Annotated in this window: 21 protein-coding genes; 10 read left to right on the top strand and 11 right to left on the bottom strand. The window is 56.0% G+C overall.

Translation table 11 applies throughout. The annotated features are described in order from the left end of the window. Positions 1 to 5: 5 nt before the first annotated feature. Positions 6 to 479 carry a DMT family transporter gene (locus K787_RS0118930; RefSeq protein ID WP_022964380.1) on the top strand — a complete coding sequence of 158 codons (474 nt, stop codon included), beginning with the start codon at positions 6 to 8 and terminating at the stop codon, positions 477 to 479. 42 nt (positions 480 to 521) lie between these two features. Here K787_RS0118930 and K787_RS23775 read toward each other — a convergent pair whose 3' ends face one another. Next, positions 522 to 815 carry a PAAR domain-containing protein gene (locus K787_RS23775; RefSeq protein ID WP_022964381.1) on the bottom strand — a complete coding sequence of 98 codons (294 nt, stop codon included), beginning with the start codon at positions 813 to 815 and terminating at the stop codon, positions 522 to 524. 702 nt (positions 816 to 1,517) lie between these two features. Here K787_RS23775 and K787_RS0118940 point away from each other — a divergent pair. Continuing rightward, entirely contained in the window at positions 1,518 to 2,441 is a 924-nt protein-coding gene (locus tag K787_RS0118940) for an alpha/beta hydrolase family protein (RefSeq protein WP_022964382.1), read from the top strand. 292 nt (positions 2,442 to 2,733) lie between these two features. On the opposite strand, the gene K787_RS0118945 is transcribed toward K787_RS0118940, so the two are convergent. Further along, entirely contained in the window at positions 2,734 to 4,071 is a 1,338-nt protein-coding gene (locus K787_RS0118945) for a DUF1329 domain-containing protein (protein WP_022964383.1), read from the bottom strand. 187 nt (positions 4,072 to 4,258) lie between these two features. Further along, positions 4,259 to 5,521, bottom strand: a complete 1,263-nt coding sequence (gene rhlE1 / locus K787_RS23780) for an RNA helicase RhlE1 (protein WP_022964384.1) — start codon at positions 5,519 to 5,521, stop codon at positions 4,259 to 4,261. A gap of 173 nt (positions 5,522 to 5,694) precedes the next feature. Between rhlE1 and K787_RS0118955 the strand changes: the two genes are divergently transcribed. From K787_RS0118955 to K787_RS0118970, 4 genes are all read left to right on the top strand, one after another. Next, positions 5,695 to 6,318 (top strand): LemA family protein, encoded by a 624-nt coding sequence (locus tag K787_RS0118955; protein WP_022964385.1) that lies wholly within the window; start codon positions 5,695 to 5,697, stop codon positions 6,316 to 6,318. After that, positions 6,315 to 7,073 (top strand): TPM domain-containing protein, encoded by a 759-nt coding sequence (locus K787_RS0118960; protein ID WP_022964386.1) that lies wholly within the window; start codon positions 6,315 to 6,317, stop codon positions 7,071 to 7,073. The genes K787_RS0118955 and K787_RS0118960 overlap by 4 nt, the downstream gene beginning before the upstream one ends. Before the next feature lie 19 nt (positions 7,074 to 7,092). Then, complete coding sequence (locus tag K787_RS0118965) at positions 7,093 to 7,710, top strand: TPM domain-containing protein (protein WP_022964387.1); 618 nt, start codon at positions 7,093 to 7,095, stop codon at positions 7,708 to 7,710. 263 nt (positions 7,711 to 7,973) lie between these two features. After that, a complete protein-coding gene (locus K787_RS0118970; protein WP_022964388.1) occupies positions 7,974 to 9,611 on the top strand; it encodes a methyl-accepting chemotaxis protein in 1,638 nt (545 codons plus the stop codon). A gap of 41 nt (positions 9,612 to 9,652) precedes the next feature. On the opposite strand, the gene thpD is transcribed toward K787_RS0118970, so the two are convergent. After that, entirely contained in the window at positions 9,653 to 10,627 is a 975-nt protein-coding gene (gene thpD, locus K787_RS23785) for an ectoine hydroxylase (RefSeq protein ID WP_022964389.1), read from the bottom strand. A 344-nt stretch (positions 10,628 to 10,971) separates the two neighbouring features. Between thpD and K787_RS0118980 the strand changes: the two genes are divergently transcribed. After that, positions 10,972 to 11,703, top strand: a complete 732-nt coding sequence (locus tag K787_RS0118980) for a DsbA family protein (protein ID WP_022964390.1) — start codon at positions 10,972 to 10,974, stop codon at positions 11,701 to 11,703. A gap of 75 nt (positions 11,704 to 11,778) precedes the next feature. Here the strand turns inward: K787_RS0118980 and K787_RS23790 are convergent, their stop codons facing one another. The 3 genes from K787_RS23790 to K787_RS0118995 all read right to left on the bottom strand — a co-directional run bounded on the left by K787_RS23790 (position 11,779) and on the right by K787_RS0118995 (position 13,287). Beyond that, a complete protein-coding gene (locus K787_RS23790) occupies positions 11,779 to 12,330 on the bottom strand; it encodes a GNAT family N-acetyltransferase (RefSeq protein WP_201765130.1) in 552 nt (183 codons plus the stop codon). 115 nt (positions 12,331 to 12,445) lie between these two features. Continuing rightward, complete coding sequence (locus K787_RS0118990; RefSeq protein WP_022964392.1) at positions 12,446 to 12,871, bottom strand: HPF/RaiA family ribosome-associated protein; 426 nt, start codon at positions 12,869 to 12,871, stop codon at positions 12,446 to 12,448. A 137-nt stretch (positions 12,872 to 13,008) separates the two neighbouring features. Further along, positions 13,009 to 13,287: a hypothetical protein gene (locus K787_RS0118995; protein WP_022964393.1), complete on the bottom strand. Its 279-nt coding sequence runs from the start codon at positions 13,285 to 13,287 to the stop codon at positions 13,009 to 13,011. Between the two features lie 189 nt (positions 13,288 to 13,476). Between K787_RS0118995 and K787_RS0119000 the strand changes: the two genes are divergently transcribed. Together K787_RS0119000 and K787_RS0119005 are read left to right on the top strand one after the other, a co-directional pair. Next, complete coding sequence (locus K787_RS0119000) at positions 13,477 to 14,109, top strand: LysE family transporter (RefSeq protein WP_022964394.1); 633 nt, start codon at positions 13,477 to 13,479, stop codon at positions 14,107 to 14,109. Between the two features lie 114 nt (positions 14,110 to 14,223). Beyond that, on the top strand, positions 14,224 to 14,511 hold the full coding sequence (locus K787_RS0119005; RefSeq protein ID WP_022964395.1) for an encapsulin-associated ferritin-like protein: 288 nt from the start codon (positions 14,224 to 14,226) through the stop codon (positions 14,509 to 14,511). Between the two features lie 31 nt (positions 14,512 to 14,542). On the opposite strand, the gene K787_RS0119010 is transcribed toward K787_RS0119005, so the two are convergent. Together K787_RS0119010 and bfr are read right to left on the bottom strand one after the other, a co-directional pair. Next, complete coding sequence (locus K787_RS0119010) at positions 14,543 to 15,337, bottom strand: DUF4377 domain-containing protein (RefSeq protein ID WP_022964396.1); 795 nt, start codon at positions 15,335 to 15,337, stop codon at positions 14,543 to 14,545. Between the two features lie 155 nt (positions 15,338 to 15,492). Next, positions 15,493 to 15,957, bottom strand: coding sequence for a bacterioferritin (gene bfr, locus K787_RS0119015; protein WP_022964397.1), 465 nt, complete (start codon positions 15,955 to 15,957; stop codon positions 15,493 to 15,495). A gap of 204 nt (positions 15,958 to 16,161) precedes the next feature. Here bfr and K787_RS0119020 point away from each other — a divergent pair, with 204 nt between their 5' ends. After that, a complete protein-coding gene (locus tag K787_RS0119020; protein WP_022964398.1) occupies positions 16,162 to 16,515 on the top strand; it encodes a DUF1428 domain-containing protein in 354 nt (117 codons plus the stop codon). Positions 16,516 to 16,607: 92 nt separating this feature from the next. Here K787_RS0119020 and K787_RS0119025 read toward each other — a convergent pair whose 3' ends face one another. Further along, the gene (locus K787_RS0119025; protein ID WP_022964399.1) at positions 16,608 to 16,976 is read right to left on the bottom strand and encodes a YciI family protein; all 369 of its coding nucleotides are present in this window, start codon (positions 16,974 to 16,976) and stop codon (positions 16,608 to 16,610) included. Positions 16,977 to 16,991: 15 nt separating this feature from the next. After that, a complete protein-coding gene (locus K787_RS0119030) occupies positions 16,992 to 17,855 on the bottom strand; it encodes a YciI family protein (protein ID WP_022964400.1) in 864 nt (287 codons plus the stop codon). Positions 17,856 to 17,928: the final 73 nt, after the last annotated feature.

Consider the following 17,928-nt stretch of genomic DNA (forward strand, 5'->3'; position numbering starts at 1 on the left):
TTAATATGCTATTACCTATTGTTTTTACTTTACTTTTAATTGGCGGGTCAGTGCTGGCGGCGCAGTCTTCCATCAACGGCAAGTTGGGCGCTAACGCGGGCGTGGTCGAAAGTGCCTGGCTAACTTTTGCCGTGGGCGCGGTCATTACCTTTCTGCTGATGTTCTTCTTCGAGTCGCCTAAAGAGGCGACCTTGCTCACCGTGCCGAAATGGCAGTTAATCGGTGCGCTGTTTGGCGTGGTCTACATGCTCGCGATTGTATTCGCGGTGCCACGCGTTGGTACTGCGGCGGCCACGGTGGCGGTCATCTCCGGGCAGTTGGTGATGAGTCTATTGATCGACCACTTCGGCTGGCTCGGTAACGCCCGTATGCCATTGGACCTATCACGCTACCTGTCGATGGCCTTGCTGATGGGCGCGCTGGCGCTGATTTATATCAGCCACCGTCAACGCGCTGTGCGTTTGGCTGTTCAGCAGTAGTCAGGGGTAGCTGCCACTGCGTGGACTTTGCTCATACCATTGTTAAGCGCCCACACGTGTACTGCCAAGGGTAATAGTGCCTTCACCAACCAGCGTATTGGACCCCGTTGGGCAACCGCAGGCGACGTAATCGCCGGCCCGGGCTGCCGGGCCAGCGGGCAGGTTAATGGTTCTGCTGCCTACCGCCACGATTGCGCCGATGCCTTTCTTACAGGCGGGGCAGGTGGCCTTGTGGCCGACGGAGCTGGCTACGAGGCCATCGAACATCAACCCCTGATTGCCTTCAATGACGACGCCTCCGGTGGAGGTTTTCGAACCGATACCAATTTTCAGCATAACGCTTAACGCTCCCTGTAAGGCTGCTCTTGTCTTGAAGTTATGCGCAGGCTTGCGAGCCGTTGCTGATTTTCTGTTCATGTATGGGCGTGTTGAGAACACGCTGGCGCAAGAGCTTAATAATCCCGGCGCCAAGGTCAATTGAAAGGTGACAGCTTTGCCGGACAGGTCACACTTTGACGCCATCATGCAAGCAGGTGGCCTCAAGCCGGTTGTGTTCTTGATTTTTCCAAGGGTCTTTAACTGGCGTCGGTCTGTTGGCCTTGAGCTGGCGGTCACATGAGCCTTTTGGCCCCGCCTCACCGTACGCTGAAAAAGACCCCTCATGCATACTATTAAGGCTTACATGCCGTGAACGCTTAATCTTAGGGGCGTTTAAGTGCTCTTGTCCTCTGATGCCTTATGTCCAGGTTTAACAAAGTTGGTTTTAGCTGCTTATTTGTGAAACAACAAAGTTGGTTCAATGGCGCATCACCCATTCGGGTTAACATGCTGATTTATAAGTATTCAGTTCATTTGATCATTTATGGAAAATGTCCCATTCAGAACTTTAACCCATATGGGTGAAAGTTCCGAATGGCTGTTGACTTGTATTCTTGGTGCGTCAAAACTCCAGCCGGTTGATGGTGTTTCTCTCGTCCGTGGACCATCAGCCACACCCCATTTCAATAATAAAACCGTTGTTATATCCATGGAGTTTCAATGAAAAACACACTAATCCCCAAAAGCCTGTCCACGCTGTTCGCGGCGAGCGCCCTCATGCTGTCTGCTACTGTCATGGCGGCTAACCCTGCGCCTCCACAGGATCCGGTAGAGCCGGGTGGATTTGCCCGTGGCCCAGACCCTTCTGTTTCTTTTCTTGAAGCCGACCGTGGACCCTATTCGGTCAATACCAGCCGTGTGTCCGGTTTGGTGAGCGGTTTTGGCGGCGGTACGATTCATTACCCCAGCGGCACTACGGGTACCATGGCAGCGATAGTGGTGATTCCGGGCTACGTTTCTGCCGAGTCTTCTATCGAGTGGTGGGGGCCGAAACTGGCGTCGCATGGGTTTGTGGTTATGACTATCGACACCAATACGAGTTTTGACCAACCGCCCAGCCGTGCCCGGCAGATTAACAGTGCGCTGGACTATCTGATTGACCAGAACACCGCGACCCGCAGTGCGGTGCGCGGGATGATCGACACCAATCGTCTGGGTGTGGTGGGTTGGTCTATGGGCGGGGGCGGCACCTTGCGCGTAGCAACTGAGGGCCGTATCAGTGCCGCTATTCCGTTGGCACCTTGGGATACCTCTAGCCTGCAATTTCGTAATGTTCAGGCGCCCACGCTGATCTTTGCTTGCGAGTCTGACATTATTGCGCCCGTCGGTAGCCATGCGTCACCTTTTTACAATCGTCTGCCCGGCGACCTGAACAAGGCATTTGTTGAGATCGATGGTGGCAACCACTATTGCGCCAACGGAGCTGCCTCCTTCGGGCGCTATGACAGCGTGCTTAGCCGTATGGGCGTGTCGTGGATGAAACTGCATCTGGATCAGGACGAGCGGTACAAACAGTTTCTTTGTGGCCCCAATCACACTGCCGATAATCGGATTTCTGAATACCGTGGCAATTGCCCGTACTGATATCGCAGCAGCGTTTTAACCTGCGCCGGACCCTTTGTGGGTCCGGCGTTTTCGGATTTAGCGCAGGGCGAAGGCGTTATTCCGAGGGCCTTGCCCAGCGACAAGCAACAGTCATGGATGCGGGTCAATGAACAGGAGGGCTTGGAAGCGGCTCAGGTCTAATGGATAGCCTGTGTGCTGGGCGGATTGATCCGCAGGAAGGGCACGTGGTGCTTCTGGGCTGAGTTTGTTTGATCAGGGTTAAAAAAACAGGCGCCTTGAGGCGCCTGTTGTATTTCTGTTGGCTGCTAGCTTAATTACCTTCGCGGCGTAGGGCTTGCGGTGAAAAATCACGTGGATTCAGGTTGGCCTTGAAGTTATACATAGGCTCGTTGTTATCCAGCCCGTCGGCGAAGTAATTACCACTCTTCAAGTGGTAGAGCGTTTCCAGCGTACTGCCGAACATGGGCACGTCGTAGTAGTTGATCGGATGACTTTCCTGCAGGCCGATCAATTCGCCGTTCTTGTCGCGCAAGTCGACGGCAAGAATCTGCCAGCTATCTTCGTCGATATAGAACCGGCGTACCACATAGGGATGGGTATAGCCGTAGCGCAGATTGGCATCGACCACCCAGATGCGGTGTAGCTCGTAACGCAGCAACTCCGGATTCAAGGTCTTGGCCTGCACAATCTGGTTGTAGGGAATGCCTTGCTGGTGCACGGCATAGCTATTGTAGGGAACGAGCATTTCGCGCTTGCCGGCCAATGTCCATTCGTAGCGATCAGGCGCGCCGTTGTAGGAATCCACCACATCGGCAGTAGCCAGGCCGCTGGTATCGGGTTGCAATGAGTCATAAGCCAGTGAAGGCAAGCGCCGGACGCGACGATTATCTGAACTGTAGCGCCAGGCCTTACGCGTGGTGAATACCTGGTCAAGCGGGTCTTGCACCACCAATGAGGTGCCAGCCAGTCTGGCCGGAGCGGTCACGGTGTATTTGTAATGCAGCAAGGTATTGTCGAGCTTGTCAGGCGTCATGCCTTCCCGACCATAAACGTAGTATATCTGCCGGTCACGCCGGATCAGATTGACGTTGCCGTTGATAACGACGGCTTGGTGATTAATGAAATGGTTCTGGTCTCCCCGGTAATGCAGGATATGGTTCCAGATGGCCTCAGTGCCATTTTGCGGAATGGGAAAAGGCACGCCGGCAGCCGCGCCGGTAATGCCATTGCCGTTCTCAACCAGCTCGGCATTCAGCGCATTCTGTAGGGTTGCGTCATAGATGCGTTGCGGCGCAGAGGCGCTGCGTCGGGTTGGAAATACGCGCAGGTAATAGTCGGGGTGGCGTTCCAGCAGGTCACGTAAACCGTCAGGCAGCAGGCTGGCGTTCTGTTCGGTGTGTTCATGGGTGATGTGATAGAGGACCGCGTCATCAGCATAGGGGTCGGGATGGTGCATGCCCTCACGATACTCGGCCGGAGCGGTAACACCACCGGTCCAGGCGGGTATGGTTCCCGCGGCGTTGCCAGCGCGTTCCGCACCCAGTGGCGTAAGGTCGGCGCCAAGGCGTGCAGCTTGCACGTTATCAACCTTGGCTTGAGCTTCAACGGCTATGACCGCCAGCACTGCCACTGCAAACTTCCTGTACATCGCCTTACTCCCTGAAGCGTGATCAAGCGCGCGGCGCGCGCTCACTCTGAGCGGGTTTTACCCTTGGGGCTAGGCCCGACGATAAAAACGGGCGAATTGTAGCGTTATTTCAATTAGATGAAACCCCATAAAGCCAGGGTGTCTGACGGCGGTGAGACTCAGACCACAATTTGAACAGCCGTGCGGGCTATTTTTCTTCAAACCAATTACCCAAATGAATTCGGCTTTTGCCCTTGGCTGGTGCCGATTTGGGTTTTTTCGGCTTTTTCGGTTTTTTGATCAGTTGCCCGCCGGGCGCGGTGACAGGAACCTTGTGCTCGGGCTCGAATCCCGGTTCCACCTCACGCTTTAACAACGCCTGCGTTAAGGTTTCGATGGCAGCGAGTTGTCTGGCTTCATCGGCGCTGACCAGGGAGACAGCGTCCCCCGATGCACCCGCACGACCGGTTCTGCCAATGCGGTGAATGTAATCTTCGGCCACAATGGGCAGGTCGAAGTTGACCACCAGGGGCAAGGCGTCAATATCCAGCCCGCGGGCAGCGACATCGGTCGCAACCAGTATTTGCACTTCGGCTGCCTTGAAGCGGGTGAGGGCGCGTAGCCTGCTTGGCTGAGGGCGGTCGCCGTGTATCGCATCGGCCTTGAAGCCCTGGGCCGTGAGGCTGTCGGTCAGTTGGTCGACACTGTTGCGGGTTTTGGCGAATACCAGCACCTGGCCCCATTGGTGATGCCGCAGCAGGTGCATGAACAGTTCGGTCTTGCGTTTTTTGTCGACCGGTATGATCCATTGCCGCACCAGTTTAGCCGCCGTGTTCGGTGGGCTGATATCAATAAGTAAAGGATCGCGGAGCAGCTCGCTGGCGAGCACGCGAATAGCGCTGGAAAAAGTGGCCGAAAACAGCAGCGTCTGGCGCTGCCGGGGCAGTGCGGCGAACACCTGGTCGAGCTCATCAGCAAAGCCCAGATCAAGCATGCGGTCGGCTTCGTCCAGCACCAGGGTCTGCAGTTGGTCGAACTTCAGCGCGTTTTGCCGGTACAGGTCCAGCAGCCGGCCGGGGGTGGCGATGAGCACATCAGTGCCCTTGCGCAGGGCCATCATCTGCGGATTGATGGCAACACCGCCGTATACGGCGTAGCTGCGCAGCGGCAGATCCTGGGCGTAGGCGTTAAAACTGTGCAATAACTGCTCGGCCAGCTCGCGCGTGGGCACCAGCACCAGCGCGCGCACCGCGTTACTTTGCAGCTTCGGGCCTTCCTGAGTCAGACGTTGCAGCAATGGCAAAGCAAAGCCGGCGGTCTTGCCGGTGCCGGTTTGGGCCGCGGCCATCAGATCGCGACCCTTGAGCACCGCCGGTATGGCCTGCAGCTGGATAGGAGTCGGGGCGTGATAGCCAAGCGTGACCAGCGTGCGCTGCAGGGGATCAATCAGGCCAAGAGTTGCAAAAGTCATCGCAGGCTCAAACGTTAGGAAATGAGTTCGTTAGTTTACCCGTAGCGACCCCCATACGCGGATAGCTTTTCAATCCGGGCAGGAAAAACAGCGCCGATGCTGTTAGTGTCTGTGCTTCGGCCGGCCTGAACTCGTTTCAGGACTGACGGTCTGTATTGAATACCTCAACTGGCATGGACGAACACCACATGCGTATGCAGCGCCTGAAATCTACCTGGCCACTGGCCGTTCTTTTAATGCTGACGGCTTTTCTAAGCGGCTGCGGCATCAATAACATTCCTACTTATGATGAGCAGGTGAAGTCCGCCTGGTCGCAGGTGGAGAACCAATATCAACGGCGGGCGGATCTGATCCCCAATCTGGTCGAAACAGTGAAAGGCTTTGCACGTCAAGAGCAGGAAACGCTGACTGCGGTGGTGGAGGCGCGTGCGCGTGCCACGTCGATCCAGATCAGCGCGGATGATCTCAACGATCCAGCCAAGATGCGCGCTTTCGAGCAGGCCCAGGGCCAGTTGACCGGAGCGCTGAGTCGTCTGATGGCGGTGTCGGAGCGTTATCCTGATTTGAAGTCGAATCAGAACTTCCTGGCGTTGCAGTCACAGCTGGAGGGTACCGAGAATCGTATTGCGGTGGCTCGGCGCGACTATATTGCTGCCGTCCAGCAATACAATACCGAAATTCGGACCTTCCCCGGGCGTTTCTGGCACAGCGTGATGTACAGCGATATGCCGATCCGTGAGAACTTCGAGGCTACCACCGAGGATGCCGAGCTGGCGCCTGCGGTGAGTTTCGAATGAGGTATGCAGCAACCTCGTTGGCCAGTCTGATTGTCAGCGTACTGATGCTGGCAAGCACTGCAGTCGCGCAGGAGGTTAGCGTTCCGGAGCTGACGGGCCGGGTAGTGGACCAGGCGGATATGCTGGAGGCGCAGACCGAAGCCCAGCTGACTTCGATGTTAGCCAGTCATGAGCAGGCTAGCGGTGAGCAGGTGGTGGTGGTGACGGTGCCTGATCTGCAAGGGCGCAGCATCGAGGAGTTTGGCCTTGAGCTGGGACGTACCTGGGGCATAGGCCAGGCGGATACCGATAGTGGAGCCTTGCTGATTATTGCGCGCGATGACCGCCGTATTCGAATCGAGGTTGGCTATGGGCTTGAAGGCCGCCTGACCGATGCGCAGTCATCGATGATCATTAACAGCATCATCACCCCGGCGTTCCGCCAGAATGAGTTCGAGCGCGGTATCGTTGAGGGTGCGACAGCCATGGTTCAGGTGCTCGGCGGCGATCCGCTGCGCGTGCCTGAGGCTCAGCCTGGCAGAGCGGACGACAAGCCGCCGGTAGGGGTTTTCATACTGCTGTTTTTTATCGTGATGGGACTGATTGGCGGCGGTGGCCGTGGCGGCCGCGGCAAACGTGGACGTTTAGGAACCGCCATGCTGGCTGGAGCCCTGCTTGGTGGTATGGGCGGCGGCCGCGGCGGTGGTATGGGCGGTGGCGGTTTCGGCGGTGGTGGTGGCGGCTTTGGAGGCGGTGGCGCCTCGGGCGGCTGGTAATGTCCAGGATGGAAATGCAATGACTCTTCTTACACAAAGCGAGCAGCAGCAAGTTGCTGATGCAATCGACCGTATCGAACTCACAACGGATGCTGAGGTGGTCACGGTGTTGGCTGCCCAGGCGGACGATTACCATTACATTCCGTTGCTGTGGGCCAGCCTGGTAGCGCTGGTATTACCGGGCGCGGTGCTATTGTTCAGCGACTGGCTCGGGGCTGGTCAACTGCTGTTGGTGCAGTGGGTGATCTTTATTGTGCTGGCGTTACTCTTTCGTCTACCGATGGTACTGACGCGGCTGATCCCTGCGCCCGTGCGGCATTGGCGGGCTAGTAATCTGGCGCGGCGACAATTTATCGAGCTGAATTTGCATCACACCGAGGCCGATACCGGGATGCTGATCTTTGTCTCGGAAGCCGAGCGCTATGTGGAAATACTTGTTGATCGTGGTATCTCAAACCGTATCGATGATGCTGTGTGGGAGGCCATTGTTCAGCGCTTCACCTCGCAAGTACATGATGGTGAGGTGCTGCAGGGCTTTCTGACCTGCATCCAGGCCTGTGGTGAACAGCTGCAGTTGCACGTGCCCGCTACGCACGAGCGCAATGAGCTGCCCAACCGCTTGATCATGCTGACCTGAGTACGACGGGCCAGCTCTCACTGAGCTGGCTTTTTGCCATAACGTTCCTTCTGCTGTACCTCTCCTAGCGCTAAAAGCGGGCCTTCTCGGCCATTGATCGTTGCATTTAGCTGCGCGGATTGTTGCGTCTATCGCAATTGTTTTGGTGCTCCCTCTAAAGGAAGCGGCGTTTCAGTCGATAAGCAGGTTAGATGCGCCAGGGATAGTGTCCTGTTGGCTCTTGACTGGCGCGCAAAGCGACTGAAAATGTTGGAGTACGAATTATGCTCGGTTATTTTCGTAATATGGGTTTTCGCTGGAAGCTGACATTGCCCCTGGGCATGCTGGCAATAGTGTTTCTGGCCTTGGGTATGGTCTCCTTTGTTGCGGTTACCGACCTTTCCAGCCGGCTTAACCGCTTTTCATCTGAGTTGTTGCCACAGGCGACGACCTTGCTTGAAGCCGACCGCGATTTGTACCAGGCGCTGGTGGCCGAGCGAGCTTTCGTTCACGGGCTGGATCCAGACGAATTTGCCGAGATGGGTGCGGAGCATCGCACCAATATGCAGCAGGCAATCGACCGCGTTAACGTCTTTGCCGGCAGCACCCAGTCCGCTGAGGGCAAGGCAATGGCCCGACAGTTCAATGAGGCTTTTGCCGCTTGGAAGCGCATGGCCGAGGAAGTAGTCACTCTGGCACAGAGTGATTATGACGCTGACGTGCAGCGCGCCGAGATGCTGAGCTTCGGCCAGTCTGCCGAGCTGTTCGGTCGGGCGCGCGATATTATTGATCAGATGACTCAGCAGATTGATGCGCAGGCTGCTCTCGAAGTGGTCGAAGCGCGCGAGGCTACCGTTAAAGATTCTGCGATCGTAACCACCATGACGCTGATCGGACTGGCGGTGTGCATGTTAATGATTCTGCTATTCCCCGGCCTGATACTGCGCCCGATACAGAATATTCTCGGGCGCATCCGGGACATCGCAGATGGCGAGGGTGATTTGACCAAGCGGGTGGACGTTCAGTCGACTGACGAAGTTGGTCAGTTGGGTCAGAGTATCAACCAGTTTCTTGGCCAACTGCAGACGCTGATTCGCGAGGTAGCAGACTCGACGCTTCAGGTGGCGGCTGCGTCAGAGCAGATGAGCACTATTGCAGCCCATCAGGATCGTCTGGTTAATGACCAATACAGCGCGATTGATCAAGTCAGCACGGCGGCTACCGAGATGACCGCCGCCATTCACGAGGTGGCTGATAACGCCCATAGTACAGCTGAGGCAGCCAGTCAGGCGGACAAACAGGGCCATGCTGCCTCTGAAGTCGTAGGTCAGACCATGAATGCACTGCGCCGGCTGGCGGGTGACGTGGAAGAAGCTGCAGGCGTTATCAACCGCCTGGAGCAAGACAGTGACAAGATCGGTGGCGTGCTCAGTGTGATTCAGGCGATTGCCGAGCAGACCAACCTGTTGGCCTTGAACGCGGCGATTGAGGCAGGTGAACAGGGTCGTGGCTTTGCCGTGGTAGCCGATGAAGTGCGTGCCCTGGCGGCGCGTACGCAAGCGTCCACGCGAGACATTCAGGAGATGATTCAAAGCTTGCAAGCGGGCAGCGGTCAGGCCGTTGCGGTAATGCAACGAGGCGCCGCGCTAGCCTCGCAAAGCGTGGAACAGGCTGCCGGCGCAGAACGCTCCTTGAACGATACGGCCCAATCAGTGGTGCGCATCAACGACATGGCGGCGCAGATTGCGTCCGCTTGCGAAGAGCAGAGCCAAACGACCGAGGAAATCGCGCGCAATATCAGCGGTATCCGTGACCTGTCGAATCAGGCAGCGCAGAGCTCCGAAGAAAGCCGCCAGGCCAGCGAATCAATGGCCAAACTAGCAGCCGGGTTGCAGCGGCAGGTAGGACGGTTTCGTACCTGAGTGCCGGCCGAGGGCGGATGTCCGCTGTCACCAAGGCTTGTTTAGCGGCTGCCGTGTAGCGGGGCGACACCTTGCCCAGCCAGCTCGGGAAAGTCGTCATGCACATCCAGAGGTTCGACTTTGTGGCGTGCTCCGAGATATTCGGGGCGCTCCTGGTTTGCGGCGTAGGGCCTACCCAGGCGATTTTCTACGCTGTTATAAACAAAAAACAAATTAGAGCGTGGCCAGGGCGACATGTTGCCGTTGGAGGCATGCAATACGTTGCACTCAAATAGTAGTAATGAGCCAGCCGGGCCTTTGGGCGCTTGTATGCCTCCACGTTTGCCTAGTTCCGCGAGGGTGGCCTGGTCCGGTACACCCAGCTTCTGGGCTTTGAGCGAACTAGTCCAATTCGCGTCCGGTGTTTCGCCGACACATGGGACAAAGTGGTGGTGCGAGCCGGGAATCAGCATCAGCGGGCCGTTGAACTCGTTGTTGTCGGTCAGCATCAATGACGCACTGACCGCACGCATGCGGGGCATGCCGTCCTCGGCGTGCCAGGTTTCAAAGTCCGAATGCCAATCGAAGCCACTGCCCTGGAAACCAAACTTGTCATTGATACGCGACTGATGAATATACACCTCGCTACCCAGTAACTGCCGGACCATGCCCAGGATGCGAGGGTCTCGGGTGAGTTTGCTGAATTTCTCCGAGAGCTCGTGCATGCCGAAGACCGAGCGAATAGCGCCACTGGCCGGATCGGCAATGACCTGATCGGATTCCAGTAGCTCTGGCTCGTTGGCCATGTCTTTGAGCTCCTGAAAGAAGGGTTGCATGCTTTCCTGAGAGAAAAAGCCCTCGAACCACAGATAGCCATCGCGCTCGTAATGGGAAAGAGCGACTTCGTCGAGGGGCCCATTCCAGCGGTGCTGGTTGCGTGCGTGCACTACTGGATCACGTCGGCCAATGTGTGCAGGGTGGTCAGCTGCGTTATGTTTAGCAAGGCGGGTGGGGTATAAGTCCAATGCTGTCGTCATGCGTGTAACCTCCAGGGTTATCTGTTATCTGTCTGTAAGAGCACAGTCTCAGTACCTTCAGCGAAGGTTGAACAGCCGCAAAGCGGGCGTCAGCAGCTGGCAGAGGTATGTCGTTAGTAACGAGCTTGCTTCACTGAATGGACAGACTGGTGCAGCGCAAACGCCGCACATGGGGTGCAGTAGATCTCTACCATCCTCATGCGACAGAGGGCTGCTGAAAAAAGTTTCAAGAGTTTTCATTTGCCTCACTGCTGCGGCGGAACTGGGTGTACGCTTAGGTCGCCCGCACGACGTTGAGCTGACGTCGGCTGAGGATTTTGAACATTATTGCTAGGGAGGGAGTTATGGGAGAGGCAAAACGCCGTCACGCAACGGGCGGTTCGGGGCCTGGGCGCCAGGGCCAACAGCACAAGCAGGCGTTGTTGTGGAGTGGCGCACTGCTAGCGGTGCTGGCTTTGGGTGGACTTGCTGTGTATCTGGCTACGCCGGGTAGCGGACCTGCGATTGCATTACCTGAGGTGCCAGCGGGCACGCCGCCCTTTCCTGCAGAGTTGGATAGCTATGGAGTACAGCTGGGCGATCCGGATGCGCCCGTGGTCGTGCGTGAGTTTGCCGATTACCAGTGCCCAGCCTGCGCCAGTTTCGCGCGCGTGCATGAGCGCTTCAAGACCGAATATATTGATACGGGTAAAGCCCGTCTGGTGTTTTTTGAGTTGCCGCTTGCTCAGCATCGCAACGCTATGCCTGCGGCCCAGGCGGCTCGTTGTGCCGGTGATCAGGGTGAGTACTGGGGTATGCATGATCTGTTGTTTGCCCATCAATCACGCTGGAGTACTGAGCGGGACCCTTTGGCCAGCTTCAACGGTTATGCCGATCAGCTCAAGCTGAACCAGGGCCGTTTTGAACGCTGCCTCACCCGAGAACAGCGTCGTGAGGAGGTCGAGGCCAGCCTGTCTATCTCGCGTCAGCTTCGCGTGGCAAGTACGCCGACAGTGCTAGTGGATAATATTCCGCTTTCCAGTCCCGGTTGGGAGCAGCTGTCTGGTGTTATTGAGCGTCAGTTGGACGCTCAATAGTTAGACGGTGAAACGGTGCAACAACAAAGAGTAACCAGCTGATTCGATTGGTCGCTTGGCAGAAGAGTGAAGGGATTAGCCGAGGGTTCTGGTCAGTTGACGTCTTGATGCCAGCGACCTTGGCCCAGGCTTGCCGAAGTGTGATAGATCGCGGGCGATCATGATCGCCTCATCATGATGCGAGTACAGATTACTGATCACGGCCTCCACCTTGGCGCCGAGAACGGATGCATAAAGGCGCTGGGCACTGTAGTTGGCTTGGGTGGTAATCACCACATTTTTGAGTGCCGAGCGATGCATGGCTAACACCGATTGCACATCTTGCAGCGACTCGATAATCATGCGCGAAGCAATCCCTTTACCCCTATGCTCAGGCATGACGGCGATTTGCTCTAGCTCGAGCACCACTTCCGGGCGAAAGCCACCCTTTTGCGTCCATAGGCAATAACCTACAGGTTGTTCTTCACAGGTCGCCACGTAGACGATGATGCGCGGGTAGGCAACCAAATTGCACGCCAGCCAATGGAAGGAATTGCGCTGCTGGGAAAAAGCACTCTTATGGACTTGCGCGGCGGCGACAAGGTCGTCCTGTTGCATGCGACGAATAACGCACAGTTCCTGACGCATGGGGGTGATCTACCTACTGTAGCCAGAAATCTGCATGGCTACAGGATATGGAATGAGTTGAGAAGGGGCGTGCCTTAACGGCCGCCCCAACGTATGGCTGGGACGATCAAGCGGGTTAGCTATTGCCCAGCTCGTGTTGCTTGGCAAGAAACTCTTCTTGCAACAGGGCGTCCTTGACTGCCTTGGGTTCTTCATCCTGCAACGGATCGCTAAGTACCTTGCTTGGTGTGATTTTAGCCTCCAGTTTGCCCATCAGATGCTCTAGGGCGTGACGTGCCTTGGTAGCAGCGCCGTTCACCGCTTGCTCAAGTGACTCTGCTTTGTGGGTCACAGACATGGCCTGATGGCCTTTGGGGCGAAATTCGATCTGACAGCGCTTGTCGTCTGAGCCTGCCTTGTGCGCATTGTCATCGCTGAGGTGAATCTCGACTCGGGTGAGGTGATCATCGAAATGATCAAGCTGGTCAGTGACGGTGGCGCTGACCCATTCCTGCAGCCGGACGCTACCTTGAATGTGCTTGCTATTGACCTGTACCTGCATAGGGAATTCCTTATGGTTAATTACCTGCGCTTCAACGCCTGCTCGGCTGTTGAAGTTGCCGCGACGGAAACAAAGGCTTGGTGCTGCCAATCTTCCGTTAGTTAAAATTTGCGCCTTCAATCGACTGTTGGCAAGTCTCATTCATTGATCGTTTGGGCATCGTCCATAGGGTCGCCGATATTGTCGTCTCGATCCTCAGGGCCAACCTCGTCATAGGGGTTGGTTTTCTCGGCACCGTCGCGCGTGCCTGGTACTTGCGCAGAGCCTCCGGAGTCAGTGTCCGAGTGCGAACCTTGCGTATGAGTGGGCCCGGACTCTTCCGCGCTCTGATTTGCGTGTTGGCCAGCCAGGGCAGTGCCAGTGGCACTCAGGGCTGCAAGGGTAAAGGCAACGGTTAATATTCTGAAGTTGGACATGAACAGTTCTCCTGTTGTGCAGCCTGATGGGGTGATGATTTACTGACTGGGTGTAACAGGCTGCTAAGAGATAGACAGACAATGCCGCTAGCTGTTCAGTGATTCGACACATTTTTCCGCAGGAACAAGCGCCGGTAATATTTTGTTGCTAGAGTGCTGAACAAAGGGACTCTTTTTCTAGGGTGATTAATGAATATTGAAACGTGGTTGGCGTTCCTGGTGGCGTGCTGGATTATCAGTCTGTCGCCGGGTGCGGGTGCCATTGCATCAATGTCCAGCGGACTGAATTATGGTTTTCTCCGCGGCTACTGGACAGCGCTAGGCCTGCAGTTGGGTTTGTTATTGCAGATAGCGGTGGTGGCGGCCGGTGTCGGTGCCCTGCTTGCTACATCGGAGCTGGCTTTCAGCTTGATTAAGTGGTTCGGGGTCGGTTATCTGCTCTACCTGGCCTGGCGGCAGTGGCGCGCCGCGCCAATGGATATGAGCACCGAGTCTCTTGGCCGGCCTGTTGGCCGGCCGTTAAGTCTGGTGTTGCGTGGCTTTTTGATTAATGCCAGCAACCCCAAAGCGGTAGTTTTCATGCTCGCTGTTTTGCCGCAATTTCTTGACCTGACCCAACCTTTACTTACGCAGTATCTGGTCATCGCGGCGACGATGGTGGTGATTGATCTGATCGTCATGGCAGGGTACACGGGGCTGGCTGCACGAGTGCTACGATTGCTGCGCTCTCCACGCCAGCAAAAAATACTCAATCGAAGTTTTGCTGGCTTGTTTGCCGGGGCTGCCGGGTTGTTGACCTTTGTGCGTCGCACTGCCGCCTGAACATAAGCACTGAAGGCGCAATGATGACCTATTGAGCATGCACTTTCCCAGTCTAGGTTGCTCAGAACGGGCTGCTTCACTAGCATGCTATGAAACATTCAAGAGGACGTGCACATGTCAAACGAAGGTTATCACGAACCCGTTGCCGAGCTGAGCGACGAGACCCGGGATATGCACCGGGCCATTATTTCGCTGATGGAAGAGTTGGAGGCCGTGGACTGGTACAACCAGCGAGTCGATGCCTGCAAGGATGCTGACCTGAAGGCGGTGCTCAAGCACAACCGTGATGAGGAAAAAGAGCACGCTGCCATGACGCTGGAATGGATCCGCCGCCGCGATCCAGCCTTCGACAAGGAGCTACGTGACTGGCTGTTTACCGATAAGGACCTGGCGCATCACTGATTCCCCGCATCACTAATGCTGTAGCCAGCGCCTAGTCGATGACCCTGACCGTCTCGATCACCGTATCCAGCACATAAGCGATTCCCGGCTGGTCGGCTCTCGGGTTGGCTACCACAAAACGCTGCAGGCGCAGGACGTTGCGTGTGCCGGGTTGATGGTTAAAGCCTTCGATGCCTTGGTATAGCATGGTCCAGTCGCTATTTGAGGTTTGTCTGCCTTGCGCATCGTAGGTCAGCTCGCGCACCTGCAAACATTGGTAATCAGGGATCAGCGGGTGTGAGCAAGCCACCGTCTGCGCCTGCACTTCCATGAACAAGGTTTCGCCTTGATTGCCGTAGCGGGTTTCTGGGGTAGCGTTACCCACCAATACGAGTTTGCCGCCTTCGTCGCTGGTCAGTGTCAGCCTGGGAGTGTGTGGGTGCGCCTCCAGGGTCATTTCCAACGGGCTGTTGAGGTAGGTCTTGATGCCAGCTTCGCGATGCATCAGTTGCTGTTCGCATGCCATCATGGTCTGCATTAAATTGCCGGCAACCAGGTTGTTGCGCTTGATGTTATAAGGCCCGCTGAGCCGATTACAGGTACCTGAGACGTTGAGCATGTTGTCTTTGAAGCGCAGCTGCAAGGGCTCGGTATCGCCGCCAAATAGATCCTGATTATGATCGCCGTAACGATCTGTGGCTTGTTCCAGAGTCCAGTAGTAGGCGGGTAGCAGCGTGTCGGCCGAGACCGGTGCAGCGTCTGAGTTGCGTGTCAGGCTGGTACAGCCGGAAAAGAGCAGGCTGGCAAGTAGTGCACAGGTAATGGCGGCGGGTTTTACGGCAAGCATCGGATAAAGGACCTGTCCTTGGAGTTGAAGGGCAGGATTATAATACCGAAGGGCGTTGGTTGACAGGCTGGTGCTGTGATCAAGAACACAGATCCATGGTAGGTAAAGTGCGGGCGAGCCAGGGGGGGCTCACCCGCATAAGCCGTAGAGCAGTATTACATCTGTGACTGCTGGAAGTTTTCCAGACCGACTTTGTCGATAAGGCCTTTCTGCGTTTCCAGCCAGTCGACGTGCTCTTCTTCGGACTCAAGAATGCTCTCGCACAATTCGCGGCTGCCATAGTCACCAACGCTTTCACAATAAGCGATAGCCTCACGCAAATCGGGAATGGCCTTCATTTCCAGCTTGAGATCGCAGTCGATGATTTCTGGCACGGTCTCGCCAATCATCAGCTTGCCCAGATCCTGCAGATTGGGCAGGCCTTCGAGAAATAGAATGCGCTTGACCAGCATGTCGGCGTGTTTCATTTCGTCGATGGACTCGTGATATTCATGGTCACCCATTTTGTTCAAGCCCCAGTCTTGCAGCATGCGCGCGTGCAAAAAGTACTGGTTGATGGCTACCAGTTCATTTCCCAGGATGATGTTCAGGTGCTGAATGACCTTTTTGTCGCCTTTCATGACTGCGTCCTCGCGTTAATCAAGTGTTGAGTTTGGTCATCGCTGGCAGGGCTGTCAAATAGCAGTTAGGGTAAATCGTTGAAATAAATGAAGTAATGATTTTGATCCGCATTTGTCGATCTGCGCTTTACTGACACGACTCATTCTAGGTAGCGCGGATCAACTGCGCTCTTTTGTTGCTTTAATCAGATAAAGGAGATTTTTATGGCTTATGTTGATGGTTTCGTGGTCGCAGTGCCGACAGCTAATAAGGAGCTATATCGCCAGCATGCAGCGGATGCTGGCGTGATATTCAAGGAGTATGGCGCATTGAGTTTCGTCGAGTGCTGGGGCGATGACGTGCCGGAGGGCAAGCTAACGTCTTTTCCGATGGCGGTTAAACGTCGAGATGACGAAACGGTGGTGTTCTCATGGATAACTTGGCCCTCCCGAGCAGTACGCGATACCGGTATGGAAAAGGTGATGGCAGACCCCCGTTTACAGTCGGATACCAACCCGATGCCGTTTGATGGCCAGCGGATGATCTACGGCGGGTTCGATATAATTGTCGAGATGTAGCCAGCCTAGGTTCTGGCAGGCTTTCGCGAACGCCTGAGCCAACCGGTAATGTTCAACCCAGCCGAGTGCAGCCGGCTCGACTGGGTTGGCGCTCAGATACTGTTATCTCTTGGCGGCAGCTCGCGTATCGGACGCACTTCGACACTGCCCAACCGGGCGGGCGGGATGTGACTGGCCAATTGCAGGGCTTCGTTCAGGTCTCGAGCGTCGAGCATATAAAAGCCGGCCAGTTGCTCCTTGGTTTCTGCAAATGGCCCGTCGGAGATAATGGTTTCACCGTCGCGTACCCTTACGGTGGTCGCATTGCTGACCGGCTGCAAAGCCTGGCCAGCCAGATAATTGCCCTTTTGCGTGAGGCTCTCCACGCAGCGAATGCACTGCTGATTCAGATCATGCCACTCCTGTTCCGTCATCGCGTTGATCAGGCTTTCCTGATAATAAACCAGTGCCAGATATTTCATCGTGCTCTTCCTTTTCTATGCTGAGTTAGCGTTTTTTTGCGTGCAGTTTTCTGCGGGCGCAATACCGGCATTAAGCATCCAGGCGATTCCGAAACGATCGGTGAGCATGCCAAAGCCCTCTGCCCAGAAGGTTTGATCGAAGGGCATCTGGACCGAGCCGCCTGTGGCCAGTTGATCAAATACCAGGCGCGCATCGTCGACTTTATCGTATTGTAATTGCACGCAATGCCCCTGTGGTGGCTGGTAGCAGTCGCCACCCATGTCCGCAGCCATGATGATATAGCGCCCGATCTGAATCTCGGAGTGGATGATCAGCTCCTGCCATTCGGTTGGGACTTCGCTGGCGGCAGGAGTCTCGGCGTGGGTCAGCATGGCCACTACACGTGCGCCCAATACCTCGGCATACCAGGTCATCGCCTCGCGGCAATTGCCGTTAAATACCAGATGCATACTGACGCTGCTGGGTATGCGTGCCATTTTTGCCGCCATCTGTCGGTGCTGGTCGAGACCGGCCCCAGGCACAAAATCATCCAGATCAAAGTAGCGCCGCAGTTCTAAAGTAACGTTGCCCTCGCTGTCCATGCCTGGCCATTTGCAAGCCCACTCGATGGCCTCCTCGCGTGAATCGACGTCAAGAATGCTGTAGCCAGCCAGCAGCTCGCGAGTTTCGGTAAAGGGACCATCAGTCACCGTCGGAACGCCATCACGGAAGGTAATCCGGCAGCCCTCCGAGCTGGGGCTCAGGCCATTGCCGTCCACGAACACCCCTGCGTCGAGCATTTGCTGATTGTAGGTCGCCATCGTGGCGAGCATCTCATCACTCGGCATCTCGCCGCGTTCCGTTTGGCTGTCGGCCTTGCGCATCAACATGTATTTCATGTGCTTTTCTCCATTCAGCTTAAGGTTATTTGTTGCTGCTTGGATGAGTCGGGGGGCAGGGCGCGGAATCGAC

Source organism: Halopseudomonas pelagia CL-AP6 (assembly GCF_000410875.1).
Lineage (GTDB): Bacteria > Pseudomonadota > Gammaproteobacteria > Pseudomonadales > Pseudomonadaceae > Halopseudomonas > Halopseudomonas pelagia.